The following is an 18,957-nucleotide window of genomic DNA, read 5'->3' as shown; positions in this document are numbered from 1 at the left end:
ATATGGATATGAATCAGTATCTTGATATGTTTATAGAAGAATCTAAAGAGCATTTACAGTTTTTGAATGACCATCTATTAAATTTAGAAAAAAATCCTGATGACAAGGATCTAATTAACGAAATATTTAGAATTGCACATACTATAAAAGGAATGTCAGGAACCATGGGATTCAATAAAATTGCTAATCTAACCCATGAAATGGAAAATTTGCTTGATGCTGTTAGAAGCGATAAATTATCTATCTGCTCAGAGATAGTAGACTTATTATTTTCTTGTTTTGATGTTCTAGATGATCATATTAGTAATATCGTAAGTAACGGAAAAGAAGGGGAGCAAGATGACACTGCTTTAATTCAGCAACTTAATGACAAGTTAAATTGTAGAAATTTGGAACCAGATAGGAATTCTGCTGCTAATAAAGACAAACATGTTAAGTTGGATTTAGATGAGTATGTTATTAATGCAATCAAGAAGGCAAATAGTGAAGGTATGGATGCTTATAATATCGTAGTTAAGTTAAGTGATAACTGTTTACTTAAGTCAGCTAGAGCATTCATAGTTTTCAATACATTAGAATCTTATTCAGAAATAGTTTATTCATCTCCATCAACTGAAGATATAGAAGACGAGAAGTTTGATAAAAAATTTACAGTGGTTTTGGTTACTAAAAAGTCAAAAGAAGAGATAAAGAATGACGTACTAATGATTTCCGAAGTAGAAAAAGTAGAGGTTGAAGAAATAATATTTGAGCCATCAGGTGTTGCTGAAGACACTTCAATAGATGTTGGTTCTCATGAGACATTAGCAACAAGTAATGAATATAATAGTGATATAAACTTAGAAAGCAAAAAGCTTACTAATGAGAAGAAAAAAACTACTACTAATATAATTGGTAAAACTGTTAGGGTTGATATTGATAGATTAGATAATTTAATGAATTTAGTAAGTGAGCTTATAATAATAAAGACTAGACTTGAAGACACAGGTAATGTTGAAAGAAGTAATTTAAACGAAACAATTGAATACTTAGAGAGGATAACAACAAGCCTACATGATGCAGTAATGAAAGTAAGAATGGTTCCAATAGAAAGAGTATTTAATAGATTTCCAAGAATGGTAAGAGATCTTGCGAAAGAGCTAGGTAAAGAAATAGAACTAGAAATGTCTGGAGAAGAAACTGAAGTAGACAGGACAATAATCGATGAAATAGGAGATCCACTTATTCATCTTATTAGAAACTCACTTGACCATGGAATAGAAGATCCAGAAACGAGAAGAGAAAGAGGAAAACCAACAGTAGGTAAAATAATACTTAAAGCATATCCTGACGGTAATAACGTAGTAATAGAACTAGAAGACGATGGCGCCGGTATTAATGTAGAGAAGGTTAAGAAAAAGGCTGTGGATAAGGGGTTACTAACACAGTCAGAAGCCAGCGACTTAACTATCAACGAGGCAGTCAATTTATTGTTCATGCCAGGCTTTAGTACAGCTGAATCAGTTTCAGATGTTTCAGGCAGAGGCGTAGGCTTAGATGTAGTAAAAAATAAAATTGAATCTATAAATGGAATTGTAGAAGTTGAGACAAGTCAATACAAGGGTAGTAAGTTTAGCATAAGATTACCTTTAACACTTGCCATTATACCAGCACTCCTAATAAATTTGAAAGAAGAAATATATGCTTTACCGCTAAGTTCTATAAGAGAAATTACACCTGTTAAGATGAGTGAAATTAGAAAAATTCAAAATCAAGAGGTAGTATTATTCCGAAATTCCACACTCCCAATAATTAGGCTTAATAGGGTTTTAGGAATACAAGATTCCACTGAATTCGATGAAACAACAATGGTGGTAGTTAAAAAAGGTGATAAAGAAGCTGGATTAATAGTAGACAAGCTAATAGGTCAGCAGGAAATCGTAATTAAATCGCTAGGGAAGTTTCTATTGGGAATACCATATTTAGCCGGAGCTACAATATTGGGTAACGGACAGATTTCCCTTATTTTAGATGTTAATTCTCTATTCTAGAGAAGAGGAGGGCAAAATATGACTAATTCAAATGATAATTTGAAGTATGTGGTTTTTAAAATGGACGAAGAGCACTATGGAATAGATATTGCTAATGTAAAATCAATAGAAAGAATGCAGTACTTTGCTAGAGTACCAAATTCACCTGAATATGTAAAAGGAGTGATCAATCTTAGAGGAGAAGTAGTACCTGTAATTGATTTAAGATTGAGGTTTGAATTATCTCAGAAAGAGGTAGATTCTAACTCTAGGATAATAATTGTTTTTGTTAATGATCTAGAGATTGGTTTACTGGTAGACTCATCTTCAGAAGTAATGGAAATAAATTCTAAAGAGATAGATAATCCACCTGCTGTGAAAGATAGTGTGATGGAAGGCTTCATCAAAGGAATTGGAAAAAAGGATGGTAAGCTAATAATTCTAATAGACATTGAGCAGGTTATTGGGATAAAAGACATGGGACAGGTTAGTTAGGAGTGAATGAATATGGATTTAAACAACTTAAATTCCATTTTATTAGACGTTCTAAAAGAATTAGGAAATATTGGGTCAGGTAATGCAGCTACAGCACTAGCTTCTATGATCGATAAAAAAGTTGATATGAAGGTACCACAAGTAAAAATATTAGAATTCAAGGATGTAGGAGAAATACTAGGTGATAGTGAAACTCCAGTAGTTGGCATATATTTTAATATGACTGATGAAATAGAAGGAAATATTATGTTTGTTTTAGATATTAATTCAGCATAGTACAAAAAGTGAATTAGATGAAATGGATATGTCTGCTTTATCTGAGGTTGGAAACATACTTTCAGCTTCATATATTAACTCATTAAGTGCATTAACAGGATTAAATTTAAAATTGTCTATTCCATCTATTTGTGTAGATATGGCTGCTGCAATTTTAAGTGTACCTGCAGTTCAGTTCGGTCATATTGGAGAACATGTTATTTTTATAGAAACACAATTCGTAGAAAATAATAAGCAAATAACGGGAGATTTATTTTTAATTCCAGAGGTTGGCTCTTTTGAAAAAATACTAAAAAGTCTAGGGGTAATTGGGTAATGGAAATAGTTAAGGTAGGGATGGCAGACTATAAAGCAATAAAATCTACAGGTATTTTAACTACTTTAGGCCTTGGCTCCTGTGTGGGAATTGCCTTATATGATAAAGTTAATAAGATAGCAGGATTAGCACATATTATGCTACCATCTAGCTTAGAGATAAAAAATAATAGTAACAAAGCAAAGTTTGCTGATACTGCAATTGAGGAACTGTTAAAAGAAATGCTCCTATTAGGAGCAAATAGAAGATATTTAGTTGCAAAACTTGCGGGAGGTTCTCAAATGTTTTCATTTGGTTCTAATGTTGATATTTTGAGAATAGGAGAAAGAAATGTAATTGCCTCAAGAAAAAAATTACAAGAGCTTGATGTAAAAATAATTGCTGAAGATACTGGAGGAAATTATGGAAGAACAATTGAATTAGATAGTCAAGACGGAAGTTTATTAATTAAAACCATAGGACACGGTACTAAAAGTATATAGATAGTTTTATACCACCTTTTTGGAGGTGACAATATGGCAATTGACATGTTATGGAGGAATTATAAAGAAACTAAAGATTTAAGTTATAAGCAGGTCTTGATTGAAAAATATATTCAATTAGTTAAGATAGTTGCCGGCAGAATGTATAATTTTTATGGTGGAAATGTTGAGTACGAGGATTTAGTTGGATTTGGAATATTTGGACTTATAGATGCTATTGATAAATTCGACATTAACAGAGATTTAAAGTTCGAGACCTATGCGCAAATCAGAATTAGAGGTGCAATTATTGATAATTTAAGAAAATTGGATTGGATTCCAAGGGGTTTAAGAAAAAAAGCTAAGGAAATGGAAAGAGCAATAAATATATTAGAGAATAGACTTGGAAGAAGTGCTACTACTAAAGAAATAGCATTTGAGTTAAAAACAACTGAAACTGAAGTTGAAAGCATACTCTCTGAGATTTCAACATTAAATATAGTTTCTTTAGAGGAAGCTTTGATTAATAAAGGAGAAACGTATGACAACTTAAGTGATCTAGATAGCCCAGAGAGAATATTCGAAAATAAAGAGCTAAAATTTTTACTTAAAGAGGCTATAGAGAATTTAACTGAGAAGGAGAAAATTGTGATTTCTTTATATTATTATGAAGGATTAACATATAAAGAAATTGCAAGTGTATTAGAAGTCTCTGAATCGAGGATATCTCAGCTACATAGCAAAGCTATTCTATCACTTAAAAACCTATTAGCGTCAAAAGGGATTATATAATAATAACTATTAGGATGTGGTAATATGTCTCAGAAATTTATTATTTTAGAAGGTAAGGACCTAAATATATTAATAGATGAGGGACTGAAAAAATTAAATGCGGATAGAGAACAAGTAAAAGTCGAGGTATTAGAAAAAGGAAAAACTCTAATGGGAGTATCAATTAGAAATTATAAAGTTAAATTAACACTAAATCATTCTAGTAGAGAAGAAAGACTTTTAGACAGAGATGTAGAATTAGCTAAGCAATTAATTAAAATGGATAAAAACAAATCAATTGAAAGCTCATTTTATAGAATTGAGTACTTAGATGATGGTGTATACCTTAATATTTTAGATAGAGATACTTTTCAGTCTAATTCTAGGCAGGCACTGGAGTTTATTAGAAAGAAGAAAATAGATAACATAGATATTAGCGCAATAGAGGAAGCGATAAATTCTAAAGAAAAGAGTAGATTTAAAATTGCACCAAAACAGGAAGAAGTATTATTAGATGCAGAATTAAAGATTGATATTTCAAATGATGGTTTATGTGCTTTTATTACTTTAATACCTCCTTCTGGTGGAAAAGATATTAGTGTTGACGAAGCTTTTGAAAAAGTACAGGATTGCGTCAAGTACGGATTAAATGTCAATCTATTAAAGAAGGTTATAAATGAAAAATGCTATAATAGCAAAACTTTAATTGCAGAGGGAGAAAAGGCTATTGATGGGGAAGACGGTTATATAAAATACTTTTTTCCTGTGACAATAGATACTACTCCACGTGTTTTAGAAGATGGTAGTGTAGATTTTAGAAATCTCGATATAATCCATAATGTAAGAGCAGGAGATATTCTTGCTGAGCTAATTCTACCAACAGATGGGAAACAAGGGAACACAGTATATGGGAAGACTATAGAAGGGAAAAAAGGTAAAAAGAAAGAATTTAGATATGGTAAAAATGTAAAAGTTTCTGAAGACGGTAAGAACTTAATAGCTGAAAAAGATGGACAAGTATGTATACAAGATAACAAAGTAATGGTAAAGGAAGTTTTTGAAGTAAAAGGAAATATCGACAATTCTACAGGTAACATAAATTTCAATGGTACAATCAAAATCAAAGGGAATGTATTAACAGGATTTGAAGTAAATGCAGATGGTGACGTAGAGATTGAAGGAGTTGTTGAAGGAGCTAAAGTAAGTAGTCTTGGAAATATCATTTTAAAAAGAGGAATCCAGGGGTATAACAAAGGTAAACTTTTTTCTAAAGGAACTATTGTTGCTAGATACATCGAAAATAGCTTCCTAGAAGCTGATAGTGACATAATTTCAGATGCAATAATGCATAGTGAAGTAATTAGTAATGGTAGCATAAAAGTAACTGGGAAAAAAGGTTTAATTGTTGGAGGAACCTGTAAGGCTGCAACTGAAATCGTAGCCAAAACTATTGGATCAACTATGGCAACAGCAACAGTTTTGGAGGTAGGAGTATACCCAAATCTACGAAGCAAGCACGATGCAATAAAGGGTGAGATTGAAGAAATTGAAAGTAATATAAAAAAATTTGACCAATCTATTGCCTTATTTAATAGAATGTCGAAAAACGGTGAGTTGACAGAAGAAAAAGAAAAAACATTAAACAAAGTAGTTCAAGCAAGAGCTATACTTGTAAAGAATCTTGAAAGTCATAAAAAAGAAATGGCATATATATTAAAGCAGATAGATTCATTATCCAGAGGTAAAATTAAAGTTGAAAACGTTATTTATCCAGGTGTAAAAGTTGTTATAGGTAATAGCACTATGTTTATAAGAGATGAAATAAAGCATTGTACTCTATATATAGAAAATAATGAAATAAAAATTGGTCCATATGATTTTTAATATTTAGGAGGTTATTTTATGAGACCAATTGATTTAAATAACCAAGTTCCTAATGCACAGTTAATTTCAAAAGTACAGCAGGTAGAAAATAACAAGCAAAGATTTTTTGTTCAAGATCAAACCGTAATGCAAAATAAGAAATTTAAAAGGGAATTAAAAAAGGTTAACACAACAGATAAAGTTTATAAAATAAAAATCAATAAAGAACAAAAAAGTAATAAAGAACAAAAAAGAAACAAGTATAATAAGTTTGAAGAAAATGAGAGTATGACTTCTCAAGATAAAAATGACAAGAACATAGATAAAAAAGAAAAAGCTATATTAAGCGAGACAATAGGAACTAAAATTGATATTAAAATCTAATGAGGTGTAAAATGAATGCCTTTATTTTAATATTAGGTTTACTTTTAATAGTTATAGCATCCATAGCTATATTTTCTAATGATAGAAAAAAAGCAATTAATTTAGAAGAAATTGAATTAATAAATGATATTAATGAAACAAACTCTCAACCAGTTGAACATACAATGAACTTTGAAGAGATGTTAAATGATATTAACAATATAATGAGTGAAGATTTAACAGAAAGTACAAATTCTAGTTTAGTTTTTAATAGAAAAGATTTGACTTTCATAAAGGAAAATAGTAATATCAGCGATAATCACGACAATCCAAAAGAGTTAATAGAGAATAATTCGAAGGATAATTATGATAAGATTGTTGAATTGTACAAGTCAGGTCTAAGAGTTGAAGAAATAGCCAGAATTACTGAGAAGGGTATTAGAGAAGTAGAAATAATTTTAAAATTTCATAATAAGAAAAGTAATTAAGAAAATATTGTATAAAAGATGTAGTTAATGCAGAATATAGTACAGTATCCTTAATACTAAAAAAACTTATTGCCAAATCACACTTGGTATGTTATACTACATAAGGTGAAACTACACACACTCTTTGATCTTTAGGGTTGTGCCACTATGGTGCTCTATGGAGGTGAAAAGGGTGGAGGAAAAACAAAGGGAGGTGAAAAGCATGTCAGTTATTTCTATGAAAAGTCTTTTAGAAGCAGGAGTACATTTTGGTCATCAAACAAGAAGATGGAACCCCAAAATGGCTGAATATATCTTTACTGAGAGAAATGGAATTTACATTATTGATTTACAAAAAACTGTTGTTAAAGTAGAAGAAGCATATGATTTTATTAAAGATGTAGCAGTTAATGGTGGAGAAATTCTTTTTGTTGGTACAAAGAAACAAGCACAGGAGTCTATTGAGAGCGAAGCAAAAAGATGTGGCATGCATTTTGTAAGCCAAAGATGGCTTGGGGGAATGCTAACAAATTACAAAACAATAAGAAAAAGAATAGAAAGACTTCAACAATTAGAAAAAATGGAGGAAGATGGGACATTTGATGTTCTTCCTAAGAAAGAAGTCATCAAATTAAGACATGAAGCCGAGAGATTAGAGAAATTCCTTGGCGGCATTAAGAATATGCAAAGAATTCCAGATGCATTATTTGTTGTAGATCCTAGAAAAGAAAAAATTGCAGTTAAAGAAGCTAGGATACTTGGAATACCTGTAGTAGGCATCGTTGATACAAACTGCGATCCTGACGAAGTTGATTTTGTAATTCCAGGAAACGATGATGCAATAAGAGCTGTTAAGCTACTTACTGAAACAATTGCTAATGCTGTCTTAGAAGGTAAACAAGGCGAGCAAATAGAAGAGTAATCATAAAGGTAAGGGTTATAGGGGAATTTTTCCCTTACTGCTCTTACTTTTTTTAATTAAAAGGAGGCATATAAAATGGCTATATCAGCAGGAATGGTTAAGGAATTAAGAGAAAGAACAGGTGTAGGAATGCTTGATTGTAAAAAAGCTTTAGAAGAAACTAACGGAGATATTGAAAAAGCAATTGATTTGCTTAGAGAAAAAGGACTATCTAAGGCTGCTAAAAAAGCTGGAAGAATTGCATCCGAAGGTATTGTAGAGGCATACATACATGGAGGCAGAATTGGTGTACTAATTGAAGTTAATACTGAAACAGATTTTGTTGCAAAAAATGAGGAATTTAGGGTTTTTGTTAGGGATATGGCTATGCAAGTGGCAGCTGCAAATCCTAAATATGTATCTGTAGATGAAGTTCCACAAAGTGAAATAGAGAAAGAAAGAGAAATATTAAAACAACAAGCATTAAACGAAGGGAAACCTGAGCATATTGCTGAAAAAATGGTTGAAGGAAGAATTGAAAAATACTATAAAGAGGTATGTTTATTAGAACAACCATTCATTAAAGACTCTGACGTTATAGTAAAAGATCTTTTAGCTGAAAAAATAGCTAAGATAGGTGAAAACATTAAAATAAGAAGATTTGTTAGATACCAAGTTGGCGAAGGTCTAGAAAAAAGAGAAGAAAACTTTGCAGAAGAAGTAGCTAAGCAAATCAATGGCTAATTAAATGGAGAACACAAAGTGTTCTCCATTTAAGTAAATAATTCAAGCTTTTGATTAACTTTTTTTACTAGTTTTGAAGGTGTTTTTGATATGATGTAGAATATTTATGCTAGGAGTGTTTACATGATAGAACCCAAATATAAGAGAATTGTTCTAAAACTTAGCGGTGAAGCATTAGCAGGAGAAAAAGGTTTTGGTATCGATGAAAACACTATTATAAGAATCGCTGAAGAAATAAAAAAAATACAAGAGATGAAGGTTCAAGTGGCTATAGTAGTGGGAGGAGGCAACTTCTGGAGAGGAAGAAGTTCTGAGGGAATGGATAGAACAACCTCTGACTATATGGGAATGCTAGGAACTACCATTAATGCACTTGCCTTACAGGATGCTTTAGAAAAGATAGGTGTTTTAACAAGAGTTCAGACAGCTATAGAAATGAGACAAATTGCAGAACCTTATATAAGAAGAAGAGCTATTAGACACTTAGAAAAAGGTAGAGTTGTAATCTTTGCTGGTGGCTCTGGCAATCCTTATTTTTCTACTGATACTACTGCTGCGTTGAGAGCTGCTGAAATAGAAGCTGAAGTTATTTTACTTGCAAAAAAAGGAGTAGATGGAGTTTATGATTCTGATCCTTATCTAAATTCTGAAGCAAAAAAATTTGATAAATTGAAATATATAGATATTTTGAATTTAGGATTAGGAATTATGGATTCTACTGCTACATCTTTGTGTATGGATAATAAAATACCTTTAATTGTTTTTGGCATTGATGATGCTAATAATATTGTAAGAATTATTAAGGGAGACCAAATTGGAACACATGTAAAGGAGGAATAATTATGTATCTAGACATTCATAAGCAAACAGAAGAAAAGATGAAAAAAACTATTAAGGCTTATAAAGAGGAACTTAATAGTATAAGAGCAGGAAGAGCAAATCCAACTCTATTAGACAGAATCACTATTGATTATTATGGAACTCAAACACCACTAAATCAAATATCGAACATTTCAGCACCAGAGCCTAGGCTACTAGTGATTCAGCCTTGGGATGTTAGTGTTATTTCACAAATAGAAAAATCAATTTTGAAATCAGATTTAGGATTAAACCCTTCCGTAGATGGAAAAGTGATTCGACTAGTTATTCCTCAGTTAACAGAAGAGAGAAGAAAGGAATTAATTAAGGTAGTAAAAAAAGTTGCAGAAACTGCTAAAATAGCTATTAGAAATGGTAGAAGAGATGCTAATGATCAAATTAAAAAGCTACAAAAAGCATCTGAGATAACTGAAGATGAGCAAAAACAAGCAGAAGAGCAAATGCAAAAAATTACAGATAAGTATATAGAAGAAATCGATAACCTACTAGTTCAGAAAGAGAAAGAACTTATGGAGGTATAATCTTATTGAGTAAGTATGATATAATAGGGTTTCCACTGGAAGAAGGTTTAAATCTTCTGAAAAAGCAAAGTAGCAATAAAATAGAGATTAAAGGGACAACAGCGGATAGAAAGCTCAAAGAACCTTTACTATTTGAGCCAAGAATAGTTAGATGTACTGATACTGGAAGTATCATTACTGTTGTAGTTAGCTACTTTTAACCCCTTCTTATGTAAAGAAGGGGTTTTTAGTAGTTAAACTGTATATGGAGGTAATAGTATGAGCAGAGATGAAATAAATACGAATACTTTGTTGAGCAAAATTGATATGGATAAGTTACCTAAGCATGTAGCTATAATAATGGATGGTAATGGTAGATGGGCTAGAAAAAGGTTACTTCCTAGAACAGCAGGCCATAGAGAGGGTGTTGAAAGAGTAAAGGAAATTGTTGAAGCTGCTGGAAATCTTGGAATACCCTACTTAACTCTTTATGCTTTTTCAACAGAAAACTGGGGACGTCCCAAGGAAGAAATCGATACACTAATGAAACTGCTAGTTGAGTATCTTAAAAAAGAGCTTACTACTTTACATAAAAATAATGTAAAAATAAACATCTTAGGCAATATAGATGACCTACCTGCTTTACCTAGGGAAGAAGTGAAAAAGGCAGTAGAAAAAACTAAAAACAATGATAAAATGAATCTTAATATTGCTTTGAATTATGGTGGCAGAAACGAAATCGTTAACGGAATTAAGTCATTAATTAAAGATGTAAGAAGTGGGGATGTAATTTTAGATGAAATAAATGAAGAAGTATTTAAGAACTACCTTTTTACAAGAAATCAACCTGATCCAGACTTACTAATAAGGCCAAGTGGAGAAAAGCGTCTAAGTAACTTTTTGCTTTATCAAGTTGCTTACACGGAATTTGTTTTTTCAGACGTTTATTGGCCAGAATTTAATACCGAGCAGCTTTATAAATCTTTAATTGAATACCAAAGTAGAAAAAGGAGATTTGGAGGAATTTAGGTGAATAGCTATGAAAATTAGAATTATTTCAGGTTTAATAGGATTGATTATTCTTTTTACTGTAGTTCTAGTTGGAGGTCAATTATTGAATCTTTCTGTTTTGCTGATTTCCTTAATTGGATTATATGAGTTTGATAGGGCTGTTAGGAAGATTAACGGACTTAAGACTATCTTATTTATGAATTATGTGTTTGCTGTTGGCTTATTTCTATTGATTGTTTTAAATAAAAATGATTATTTTAGTGTACTACTATTCTTGTATGTTATATCTTTACTTTGTATTCTAGTATTTAATGAAAAAGTTAAGATTAGTGACATTGCTATAACAGTTATGGGAGCTTTGTATATACCTTATTTTATTTCTCATATTGCCTTACTAGGTGGTAGCATTTATATTTGGATTGTGTTTATAACTGCTTGGGGTACAGATACCTTTGCTTATTTTATAGGAGTCAATTTTGGGAAGAGAAAACTCTGCCCCAATTTAAGTCCTAAGAAAAGTGTAGAGGGTTTTTTGGGAGGAATTTTTGGAAGTCTAGTTTTAAATTTAGCTTTTTCCTATTACTTCAAGCTTGATAATTTTTTAAAAATCGCTATTTTAAGTATAATTTGTTCTATAATGGCTCAAATAGGAGATCTAGCTGCATCTAGAATTAAGAGATTAGCAAATATTAAGGATTATGGCAATATAATGCCTGGACATGGAGGCATTTTAGATAGATTTGATAGCATACTTTTTACAGGACCTTTAGTATATTATTATATAACTTTGTTTGTGCTGAGATAGTCTTATTTAAAGATGCGTATATTATTTAAATTGATCTATTTTTGTTGTTACCAGTATTTTAGTAATAAATTAATACTCTCATAATCTTGTAAATATACTGTAACAATGACAAATAGCATCCGTCTAAAATAAGGAGTGGTATTTTGATAGGAATAAGTATATTAGGTTCTACAGGTTCCATAGGGACTCAAGCTCTAGATGTTATAAAAAGCTCTAAAGAATATAAGGTGGTATCTTTAACTACTAATAAAAATATTGATTTGATTGAACAACAGGCTTTAGAATTCAATCCCAAGCTTGTCGTAGTTATGGATTTACAAAAATCTAAGATTTTAAAGGATAGGCTCAAAGGGTATAATATAAAAGTAAGCTCTGGGATTGAAGGACTAATTGAGGCGGTTGTTCTAGAGGATATTGATATAGTAATTACTTCAGTGGTTGGTATGATAGGACTACTTCCAACTTTGGAAGCAATTAAATGCGGTAAAAAAATTGCACTAGCCAATAAGGAAACATTAGTAACAGCTGGAGAAATTGTAATGAGGGAAGCTTCAAGAAATAATGTGGATATAATTCCAGTTGACAGTGAACATTCTGCGATTTTTCAGGCTTTAAGATGTGGAAATAGAGATGAGATTTCAAAACTAATATTGACTGCCTCAGGAGGACCTTTTAGGGGACGAAAAAAAGGTGATTTAGAAAACGTTAAGGTAGAAGATGCTCTTAAGCATCCTAATTGGAAAATGGGTAAAAAACTAACTATTGATTCTGCCACCTTAATGAATAAGGGGCTCGAGGTTATAGAAGCAAGGTGGCTATTTGATATTAATATTGATAAAATCGAAGTAATAGTACATCCTCAAAGTATAATACACTCTATGGTAGAATATATTGATGGTAGTATAATTGCTCATTTAGGTATTCCTGACATGAGAATACCTATACAATATGCGTTAACTCATCCTAAGAGAGTAGGAAACCAATTAAAAAAGCTTGACTTTATCAGTCTAAAGGAGCTGTCCTTTGAAGTTCCTAATACAGAAGTTTTTCCATGCTTAGAGTTAGCTTATGAAGCCATTAATATTGGAGGAACTATGCCAGCAGTACTAAATGCTGCAAATGAAGTTGCTGTAGAAATGTTTTTAAATAACCAAATAAAATTTTTAGAAATTCCCGAGATTATTCATAATACAATGACTCGCCATATTACAATTAATAATCCTACTCTAGATGATATTTTAGATAGTGATAAATGGGCGAGAAGTGAAATTCTAAGTAGAACATGTAATTAAGGTGGTGTTTTATAATTGCAAACTGCTTTGGCGACGATTTTTGTTTTTTTTATAGTTGTAGTTTTTCATGAATTTGGGCACTTTATTATAGCTAAAATTTCTGGAATTAAGGTACATGAGTTTGCTATTGGTATGGGGCCAAGATTATTTAAAATAAATAAAGGGGACACAGATTATAGCTTAAGGTTATTACCTATTGGTGGCTACGTAAAAATGGAAGGTGAAGACGAACACTCTGATGATGAAAAGAGTTTTAGTAAAAAGCCGATTGGAGTAAGAATGGCTGTTATAGCTGCAGGAGCTATAATGAACTTTGTTCTAGCTATTATAGTGTTTAGTATTTATGCTTATAATGTAGGAGTACCTACTACGACTATAGATGAGGCTACAGAGAGATTGCCTGCATATGAATCAGGGCTTAGAAGTGGAGATACTATAAAAAGCATAAATGGTTCTGAAGTTAATAGTTGGGATGATATTAAAAACTATATTGGCACCTCTAATGGAGAAGAAATAACAGTTTCAGTTATTAGAAATGGAAAAGAGTATAACTTTATTATGAAACCAATAACTAATAAAGAAGAAAACAGATTAATTATCGGGATTACTCCTAAATTAGTTAAATCATTGCCACTATCAATAAAAAGTGGATTTCAGAACATGATAATGATATTGGGCTTAATGTTCCAATTTATAGCTATGCTTTTTAGAGGAAAAGTAAGTAGTGGAGACATATCAGGTCCAGTAGGAATAGTATATCTTGTTGGAGAAGCTGCTAAGTCAGGCTTTCAATACGTTCTTTATGTTGCAGGATTTATTAGTATAAATCTAGGATTTTTTAATCTTTTACCTATACCTGCACTTGATGGAAGTAGACTTGTTTTCCTTTTGCTTGAATTGATTCGTGGTAAACCAGTAAATCCAGAGAGAGAAGGATTTATTCACTTTATAGGCTTTGTATTTTTAATATTGTTAATGTTAGTAGTAGCCTATAAAGACTTAATAAAATTTAATATTTTCTAGGCGGTGAAACCATGAGAAGAAAAAGCAAAGAAATTTTTGTAGGCAATGTTGGTATTGGTGGAGAGAACCCTATAACAGTTCAGTCCATGACTAATACAGATACAAGAGATGTAGAAAGGACAGTTAAGCAAATATTGGAATTAGAAGAGACAGGTTGTGATATAGTACGAGTTGCTGTTCCAGATAATGATGCTGCTGAAGCTATAAAAAAAATTAAGCAAGAAATTAACATTCCACTTGTTGCAGATATACATTTTGATTATAGACTTGCTCTTAGTGCAATAAAAAATGGAGCAGATGGTCTTAGAATAAATCCAGGAAACATTGGCTCAAAGGATAAGGTGAAGGAAGTAGTTCTTGCTTGTAAAGATAGGCAAATACCTATAAGAATAGGAGTTAATTCTGGTTCTATAAAGCGGGAAATAATAGAGAAATTTAATGGGATAAATGAGGATTCTATGTTATATAGTGCATTAGAACATATTAGAATATTAGAAGACTTGAATTATAATAACATAAAGGTTTCTTTAAAAGCAACAGATATAGCATTAACTGTAAAGTCATATAAAAAGGCTGCAGAATCAATTGAATATCCATTTCACATTGGAATAACTGAATCAGGAACTCCTTGGACTGGAACAATTAAATCTTCTATAGGTATTGGTTCGTTGCTTCTAATGGGAATAGGAGATACTATTAGGGTTTCACTTACAGGTAATCCAGTTGAAGAAGTAAAGGTTGGCAAACAGATTTTAAGAACTTTAGGTTTACTTAAGGATAAGATAGAAATAATTTCATGTCCTACATGTGGAAGAACTCAAATAGATTTAATTGACTTAGTTAATAAAGTTGAAAAGAGAATACATAATATTTCAAAACCTATTAAAATTGCAATTATGGGATGTGCAGTTAATGGACCTGGAGAAGCTAGAGAAGCTGATTTAGGCATAGCAGGAGGTAAAGGCTCAGCTCTAATATTTAAAAAAGGTCAAATAATTAAAAAAGTCGACGAAGATAAGTTGCTTGATGAGCTTATTTATGAAATAGAGAAATTATAGACAAAACTTGTAGATAAAGTTAAGGTGGTTAAATGTGTTCAATAACTGTTATAATACCAGCATATAATGAGGAAAAAACAATTGGTGACGTTATTAAAGCAGTAAAAAAGGTTAAATTAGTAGACGAAATAATAGTGGTAAGCGATGGCTCTATAGACAAAACTGTAGATATTGCAAAAAAGCATAATGTAGGAATATTAGACTTAAGAGATAATATTGGTAAAGGTGGAGCTTTGAATAAAGGTGTAAATGCCACACAGTCAGAAATACTATTGTTTTTAGATGCAGATCTGATTGGTCTTAGTGAGCAACATATAATTGACTTATTGATTCCAGTAGTTAATGGAGATGTTGATATGACAATTGGAGTATTTAGTAATGGTAGGCTTACTACGGATTTAGCCCAAAAGGTGGCTCCATATTTATCAGGTCAAAGGGCAATAAGAAGGTATTTATTTGAAAGTATTCCCAATATTGATATAACAAGGTATGGGGTAGAAGTTGCTTTAACGAAGTATGTGACGATAAACAATATCAAAACAAAAGAAATAATTTTAGAAAATCTTACTCATGTAATGAAAGAAGAGAAATTAGGTATAATAAAAGGTTTCATTTCTAGGATGAAGATGTACTGGGATATAGTAAAAGTTATTACTAGTTATAGATAGGTGATGAAATGATTTCGATTAAAGAAGTGGTTACTCGACTCATCCTTTCAGTTATATTATCAGGTATTATAGGGATTGAGAGGGAAAGTATAAAAAGACCTGCTGGGCTTAGGACTCATATTTTAGTATGTGTAGGTTCAACACTTGTTATGCTTACTTCTATTTTTATTTTTGATATGTTTAAGGAACAGACATCTTTACAACCTGACAGACTTGGTGCCCAGGTAATAAGCGGAATAGGTTTTTTAGGTGCTGGAACTATTATTAGACAAGGCGATACCGTTAGAGGATTGACTACAGCTGCAAGCTTATGGGCAGTAGCTTGCATAGGCATTGCTGTTGGTGCAGGTTTTTATCTAGGCGCCATAATTACAGTATCATTAGTACTTATTACTTTATTGTCTTTCTCGAAGTTTGAAAAGCACATAAAATTAAGAAGAAACTACATGAATCTTAAGATAACTGCTATTAGTAAGCCAGGACAACTAGGAAAGATATGTAAAATTATTGGAGATCTAGGCGGACATATTTTAAATATAGAGTTAGTTCCAGAGGATGAACAAATAGAAATAGTGAATTTAATTATAAAAATCCCTAATATATCTTTAAAGAATGAATTAATAAGCAAATTAAGTGATGAAGATGGTGTGATAGATGTACAAAATAGATCATAAAGGATTAGGAAAATAATATTAGAAAAGTATAGATGTTTATGTTAGAAGCTTTAGAATATATTTTTATATGAATTATATAGTAGCAGTAAGCTTACTTTATTTAATATTTGATTTTTGGAAAAAAATATGATATGCTTTAATTAAATAGACCTATGCAGCAAGAGTGGGATTTCCCACTCTTACTTTATTATAATATGCATTTAGAATAATTAAGCTATTTTATGGCAAAATATAAACGTAATTGTTTGGAGGTGAACATATGAAAAAAGCAGCAATAGAAAATATGGTTGCAGAAATGCTAGAACCGATATTGTTAAAATTTACCTATGAATTAGTTGATGTGGAGTACATAAAAGAAGGTCCACACTTTTATTTAAGAGTGTTTATTGATAAACCCGGCGGAGTAACAATAGATGACTGTCAAAGAGTAAGTGAAGAATTAAGTGTTCTCCTTGATGAAAAAGACCCTATAAAAGAAAATTATTTTTTAGAAGTATCTTCACCTGGACTAGATAGACCGCTTAAAAATAACAAGGATTTAGAAAGAAGCTTTGGAAAAGATATAGAAATTAGTCTGTATAAGCAACTAAATGGCAAGAAAAAGTATATTGGCAAACTAGTTAGCTTTGATGATAAAAATATAATAATTATCAATGAAAAAGAAGAAAAGATTCAGATAGATAGAGAGATTATATCAAAGATTAATCTAGCTATTAAATTTTAGTAGGGAGGTTAAAGGGGATATGAAAGCCGAGTTTATAGAGGCCCTTGAAGAAATTGAAAAAGAGAAAGGTATTCGCAAAGACACAATATTCGAAGCATTAGAAGCAGCTCTTATTTCAGGTTATAAAAAGAATTTTGGCTCTTCACAAAATGTTGAGGTAGCAATAAACAAAGAAAATGGTGAAGTAAAAGTATATGCAAAGAAAACAGTGGTTGAATCAGTAGAAGACGATTTGCTTGAAATTAGCTTAGAAGCTGCTAAGGAAATAGACACAAGGTATGATATAAATGATATAGTTAATATAGAGATTACACCTAGAAACTTTGGAAGGATAGCTGCTCAAACTGCAAAGCAGGTTGTAATGCAAAAAATAAAAGAGGCTGAAAGAGAAATAGTCTTTGATGAATTCATCAACAGAGAAAATGAGATTGTAACCGGATTAGTTCAGAGAGTTAGCAAAAACAATGTTTACGTAGACTTAGATAAAACAGAAGGAATATTGGCTCCAAGCGAGCAAATTCAAGGTGAGGTTTACAATCAAGGAGATAGGATAAAGGCATATATTCTAGAAGTTAAAAAGACTACTAAAGGCCCTCAAATCCTACTTTCTAGAACACACCCAGGTCTTGTTAAAAGACTTTTTGAGCTTGAAGTTCCAGAAATACAAGAAGGAATTGTTGATATCTATAGTATTTCAAGAGAGGCAGGATCAAGAACTAAGATTGCAGTGTATTCTAAAGACCCAAATGTAGATCCTGTTGGAGCATGTGTTGGATTTAAAGGTGCTAGGGTTAAAGCAATTGTTTCTGAGTTAAAGGGCGAAAAAATCGATATAATTAATTGGAGTAAGGATATTGAGGAGTTTTTATCCAACAGTTTAAGCCCTGCTAAAGTTATAAAGGTTGATGTAAATGAAAGTGAAAAGTCTGCCTTAATTGTAGTACCTGACTATCAATTATCGTTAGCTATAGGTAAAGAAGGCCAGAATGCTAGACTTGCAGCAAAACTAACTGGCTGGAAAATAGATATAAAAAGCGAAGGACAATTAGATAATTAATACTTGTTAAGGGGTGATAGAAGTTGAAGGTGAAAAAGATACCTCTTAGAAAATGTTTAGGCTGCTCTGAGGGGAAGCCCAAACGTGAATTAATAAGAATTGTTAAAAATAAAGATGGAGAGATATTTGTTGATTTAACAGGAAAAGCAAATGGACGCGGAGCTTATATCTGCAAAACTAGTGACTGTTTAGAAAAAGCAATAAAAACCAAAAGACTGAATAAAGCATTAGAGGTTGAAATTCCTGACAAGATTTATGATGACTTGTTTAAGGAGATAGAGTAGATGAAAAAACTATTATCAATGCTCGGTATCGGTAGGAAAGCTGGGCTTATAATATCAGGTGAGATGGGTTGTATTCAATCATTAAAAGAAAGAAAGTCTAAATTGTTAATTATTGCTTCAGATGCTTCAGATAATACAAAATCTAAATTTCAGAGTATATGTAATCAAAAAAATATTAGATACCTTGAAATAGGTCAAAAAGTAGAACTTGGGGAGTCTATTGGAAAAGGGCTCACCTCTGTGATATCAGTAAATGATGAAGCATTTTCAAAAGCTTTATTAAAAATTATAGATAAAATTACCACCTGTAAATAAA

25 protein-coding genes are annotated in these 18,957 nt (G+C 31.5%); all 25 read left to right on the top strand.

The window, feature by feature from the left end; all coding sequences use genetic code 11:
* Positions 1 to 2: 2 nt before the first annotated feature.
* On the top strand, positions 3 to 2,030 hold the full coding sequence (locus DW1_RS09245) for a chemotaxis protein CheA (protein ID WP_074350330.1): 2,028 nt from the start codon (positions 3 to 5) through the stop codon (positions 2,028 to 2,030).
* 18 nt (positions 2,031 to 2,048) lie between these two features.
* Complete coding sequence (locus tag DW1_RS09240) at positions 2,049 to 2,504, top strand: chemotaxis protein CheW (protein ID WP_074350329.1); 456 nt, start codon at positions 2,049 to 2,051, stop codon at positions 2,502 to 2,504.
* Positions 2,505 to 2,516: 12 nt separating this feature from the next.
* Positions 2,517 to 2,780, top strand: a complete 264-nt coding sequence (locus DW1_RS16015) for a chemotaxis protein CheC (protein ID WP_347499714.1) — start codon at positions 2,517 to 2,519, stop codon at positions 2,778 to 2,780.
* A 22-nt stretch (positions 2,781 to 2,802) separates the two neighbouring features.
* Positions 2,803 to 3,096: a chemotaxis protein CheC gene (locus DW1_RS16010; protein WP_347499713.1), complete on the top strand. Its 294-nt coding sequence runs from the start codon at positions 2,803 to 2,805 to the stop codon at positions 3,094 to 3,096.
* On the top strand, positions 3,096 to 3,578 hold the full coding sequence (locus DW1_RS09230; protein WP_074350328.1) for a chemotaxis protein CheD: 483 nt from the start codon (positions 3,096 to 3,098) through the stop codon (positions 3,576 to 3,578). Before DW1_RS16010 ends, DW1_RS09230 begins: the two co-directional genes overlap by 1 nt.
* A 33-nt stretch (positions 3,579 to 3,611) precedes the next feature.
* Entirely contained in the window at positions 3,612 to 4,349 is a 738-nt protein-coding gene (locus DW1_RS09225; RefSeq protein ID WP_074350327.1) for a FliA/WhiG family RNA polymerase sigma factor, read from the top strand.
* 24 nt (positions 4,350 to 4,373) lie between these two features.
* Positions 4,374 to 6,212 (top strand): FapA family protein, encoded by a 1,839-nt coding sequence (locus DW1_RS09215; RefSeq protein ID WP_083605609.1) that lies wholly within the window; start codon positions 4,374 to 4,376, stop codon positions 6,210 to 6,212.
* A gap of 18 nt (positions 6,213 to 6,230) precedes the next feature.
* Complete coding sequence (locus tag DW1_RS09210; protein ID WP_074350326.1) at positions 6,231 to 6,575, top strand: hypothetical protein; 345 nt, start codon at positions 6,231 to 6,233, stop codon at positions 6,573 to 6,575.
* Positions 6,576 to 6,586: 11 nt separating this feature from the next.
* On the top strand, positions 6,587 to 7,042 hold the full coding sequence (locus DW1_RS09205) for a DUF6115 domain-containing protein (protein ID WP_074350325.1): 456 nt from the start codon (positions 6,587 to 6,589) through the stop codon (positions 7,040 to 7,042).
* A gap of 202 nt (positions 7,043 to 7,244) precedes the next feature.
* Positions 7,245 to 7,943, top strand: coding sequence for a 30S ribosomal protein S2 (gene rpsB / locus DW1_RS09200; protein ID WP_074350375.1), 699 nt, complete (start codon positions 7,245 to 7,247; stop codon positions 7,941 to 7,943).
* 75 nt (positions 7,944 to 8,018) lie between these two features.
* Positions 8,019 to 8,666: a translation elongation factor Ts gene (gene tsf / locus DW1_RS09195; protein WP_074350324.1), complete on the top strand. Its 648-nt coding sequence runs from the start codon at positions 8,019 to 8,021 to the stop codon at positions 8,664 to 8,666.
* Between the two features lie 123 nt (positions 8,667 to 8,789).
* Positions 8,790 to 9,506: a UMP kinase gene (gene pyrH / locus DW1_RS09190; protein ID WP_074350323.1), complete on the top strand. Its 717-nt coding sequence runs from the start codon at positions 8,790 to 8,792 to the stop codon at positions 9,504 to 9,506.
* 2 nt (positions 9,507 to 9,508) lie between these two features.
* Positions 9,509 to 10,066 carry a ribosome recycling factor gene (frr, locus tag DW1_RS09185; RefSeq protein ID WP_074350322.1) on the top strand — a complete coding sequence of 186 codons (558 nt, stop codon included), beginning with the start codon at positions 9,509 to 9,511 and terminating at the stop codon, positions 10,064 to 10,066.
* A 5-nt stretch (positions 10,067 to 10,071) separates the two neighbouring features.
* A complete protein-coding gene (locus DW1_RS09180) occupies positions 10,072 to 10,266 on the top strand; it encodes a hypothetical protein (protein ID WP_074350321.1) in 195 nt (64 codons plus the stop codon).
* Positions 10,267 to 10,324: 58 nt separating this feature from the next.
* Complete coding sequence (locus DW1_RS09175; RefSeq protein WP_074350320.1) at positions 10,325 to 11,074, top strand: isoprenyl transferase; 750 nt, start codon at positions 10,325 to 10,327, stop codon at positions 11,072 to 11,074.
* Between the two features lie 10 nt (positions 11,075 to 11,084).
* Complete coding sequence (locus DW1_RS09170; protein WP_074350319.1) at positions 11,085 to 11,861, top strand: phosphatidate cytidylyltransferase; 777 nt, start codon at positions 11,085 to 11,087, stop codon at positions 11,859 to 11,861.
* A gap of 140 nt (positions 11,862 to 12,001) precedes the next feature.
* On the top strand, positions 12,002 to 13,153 hold the full coding sequence (locus tag DW1_RS09165; RefSeq protein WP_074350318.1) for a 1-deoxy-D-xylulose-5-phosphate reductoisomerase: 1,152 nt from the start codon (positions 12,002 to 12,004) through the stop codon (positions 13,151 to 13,153).
* A 27-nt stretch (positions 13,154 to 13,180) separates the two neighbouring features.
* Positions 13,181 to 14,176 (top strand): RIP metalloprotease RseP, encoded by a 996-nt coding sequence (rseP, locus tag DW1_RS09160; RefSeq protein WP_200800500.1) that lies wholly within the window; start codon positions 13,181 to 13,183, stop codon positions 14,174 to 14,176.
* An 11-nt stretch (positions 14,177 to 14,187) separates the two neighbouring features.
* On the top strand, positions 14,188 to 15,234 hold the full coding sequence (gene ispG / locus DW1_RS09155) for a flavodoxin-dependent (E)-4-hydroxy-3-methylbut-2-enyl-diphosphate synthase (protein ID WP_074350316.1): 1,047 nt from the start codon (positions 14,188 to 14,190) through the stop codon (positions 15,232 to 15,234).
* A 32-nt stretch (positions 15,235 to 15,266) separates the two neighbouring features.
* Positions 15,267 to 15,902 carry a glycosyltransferase family 2 protein gene (locus tag DW1_RS09150; protein ID WP_074350315.1) on the top strand — a complete coding sequence of 212 codons (636 nt, stop codon included), beginning with the start codon at positions 15,267 to 15,269 and terminating at the stop codon, positions 15,900 to 15,902.
* Positions 15,903 to 15,910: 8 nt separating this feature from the next.
* Complete coding sequence (locus tag DW1_RS09145) at positions 15,911 to 16,576, top strand: MgtC/SapB family protein (protein ID WP_074350314.1); 666 nt, start codon at positions 15,911 to 15,913, stop codon at positions 16,574 to 16,576.
* 259 nt (positions 16,577 to 16,835) lie between these two features.
* Complete coding sequence (rimP, locus tag DW1_RS09140; protein WP_074350313.1) at positions 16,836 to 17,300, top strand: ribosome maturation factor RimP; 465 nt, start codon at positions 16,836 to 16,838, stop codon at positions 17,298 to 17,300.
* Positions 17,301 to 17,319: 19 nt separating this feature from the next.
* Positions 17,320 to 18,357 (top strand): transcription termination factor NusA, encoded by a 1,038-nt coding sequence (gene nusA / locus DW1_RS09135; protein ID WP_074350312.1) that lies wholly within the window; start codon positions 17,320 to 17,322, stop codon positions 18,355 to 18,357.
* Between the two features lie 23 nt (positions 18,358 to 18,380).
* On the top strand, positions 18,381 to 18,641 hold the full coding sequence (locus DW1_RS09130) for an RNase P modulator RnpM (protein ID WP_074350311.1): 261 nt from the start codon (positions 18,381 to 18,383) through the stop codon (positions 18,639 to 18,641).
* Positions 18,642 to 18,956 carry a L7Ae/L30e/S12e/Gadd45 family ribosomal protein gene (locus DW1_RS09125; protein ID WP_074350310.1) on the top strand — a complete coding sequence of 105 codons (315 nt, stop codon included), beginning with the start codon at positions 18,642 to 18,644 and terminating at the stop codon, positions 18,954 to 18,956.
* Position 18,957: the final 1 nt, after the last annotated feature.

Origin of the sequence: Proteiniborus sp. DW1 (assembly GCF_900095305.1) — a bacterium.
In the GTDB taxonomy this organism is placed as follows: domain Bacteria; phylum Bacillota; class Clostridia; order Tissierellales; family Proteiniboraceae; genus Proteiniborus.
This window is presented reverse-complemented; position numbering and strand designations above follow the sequence as displayed.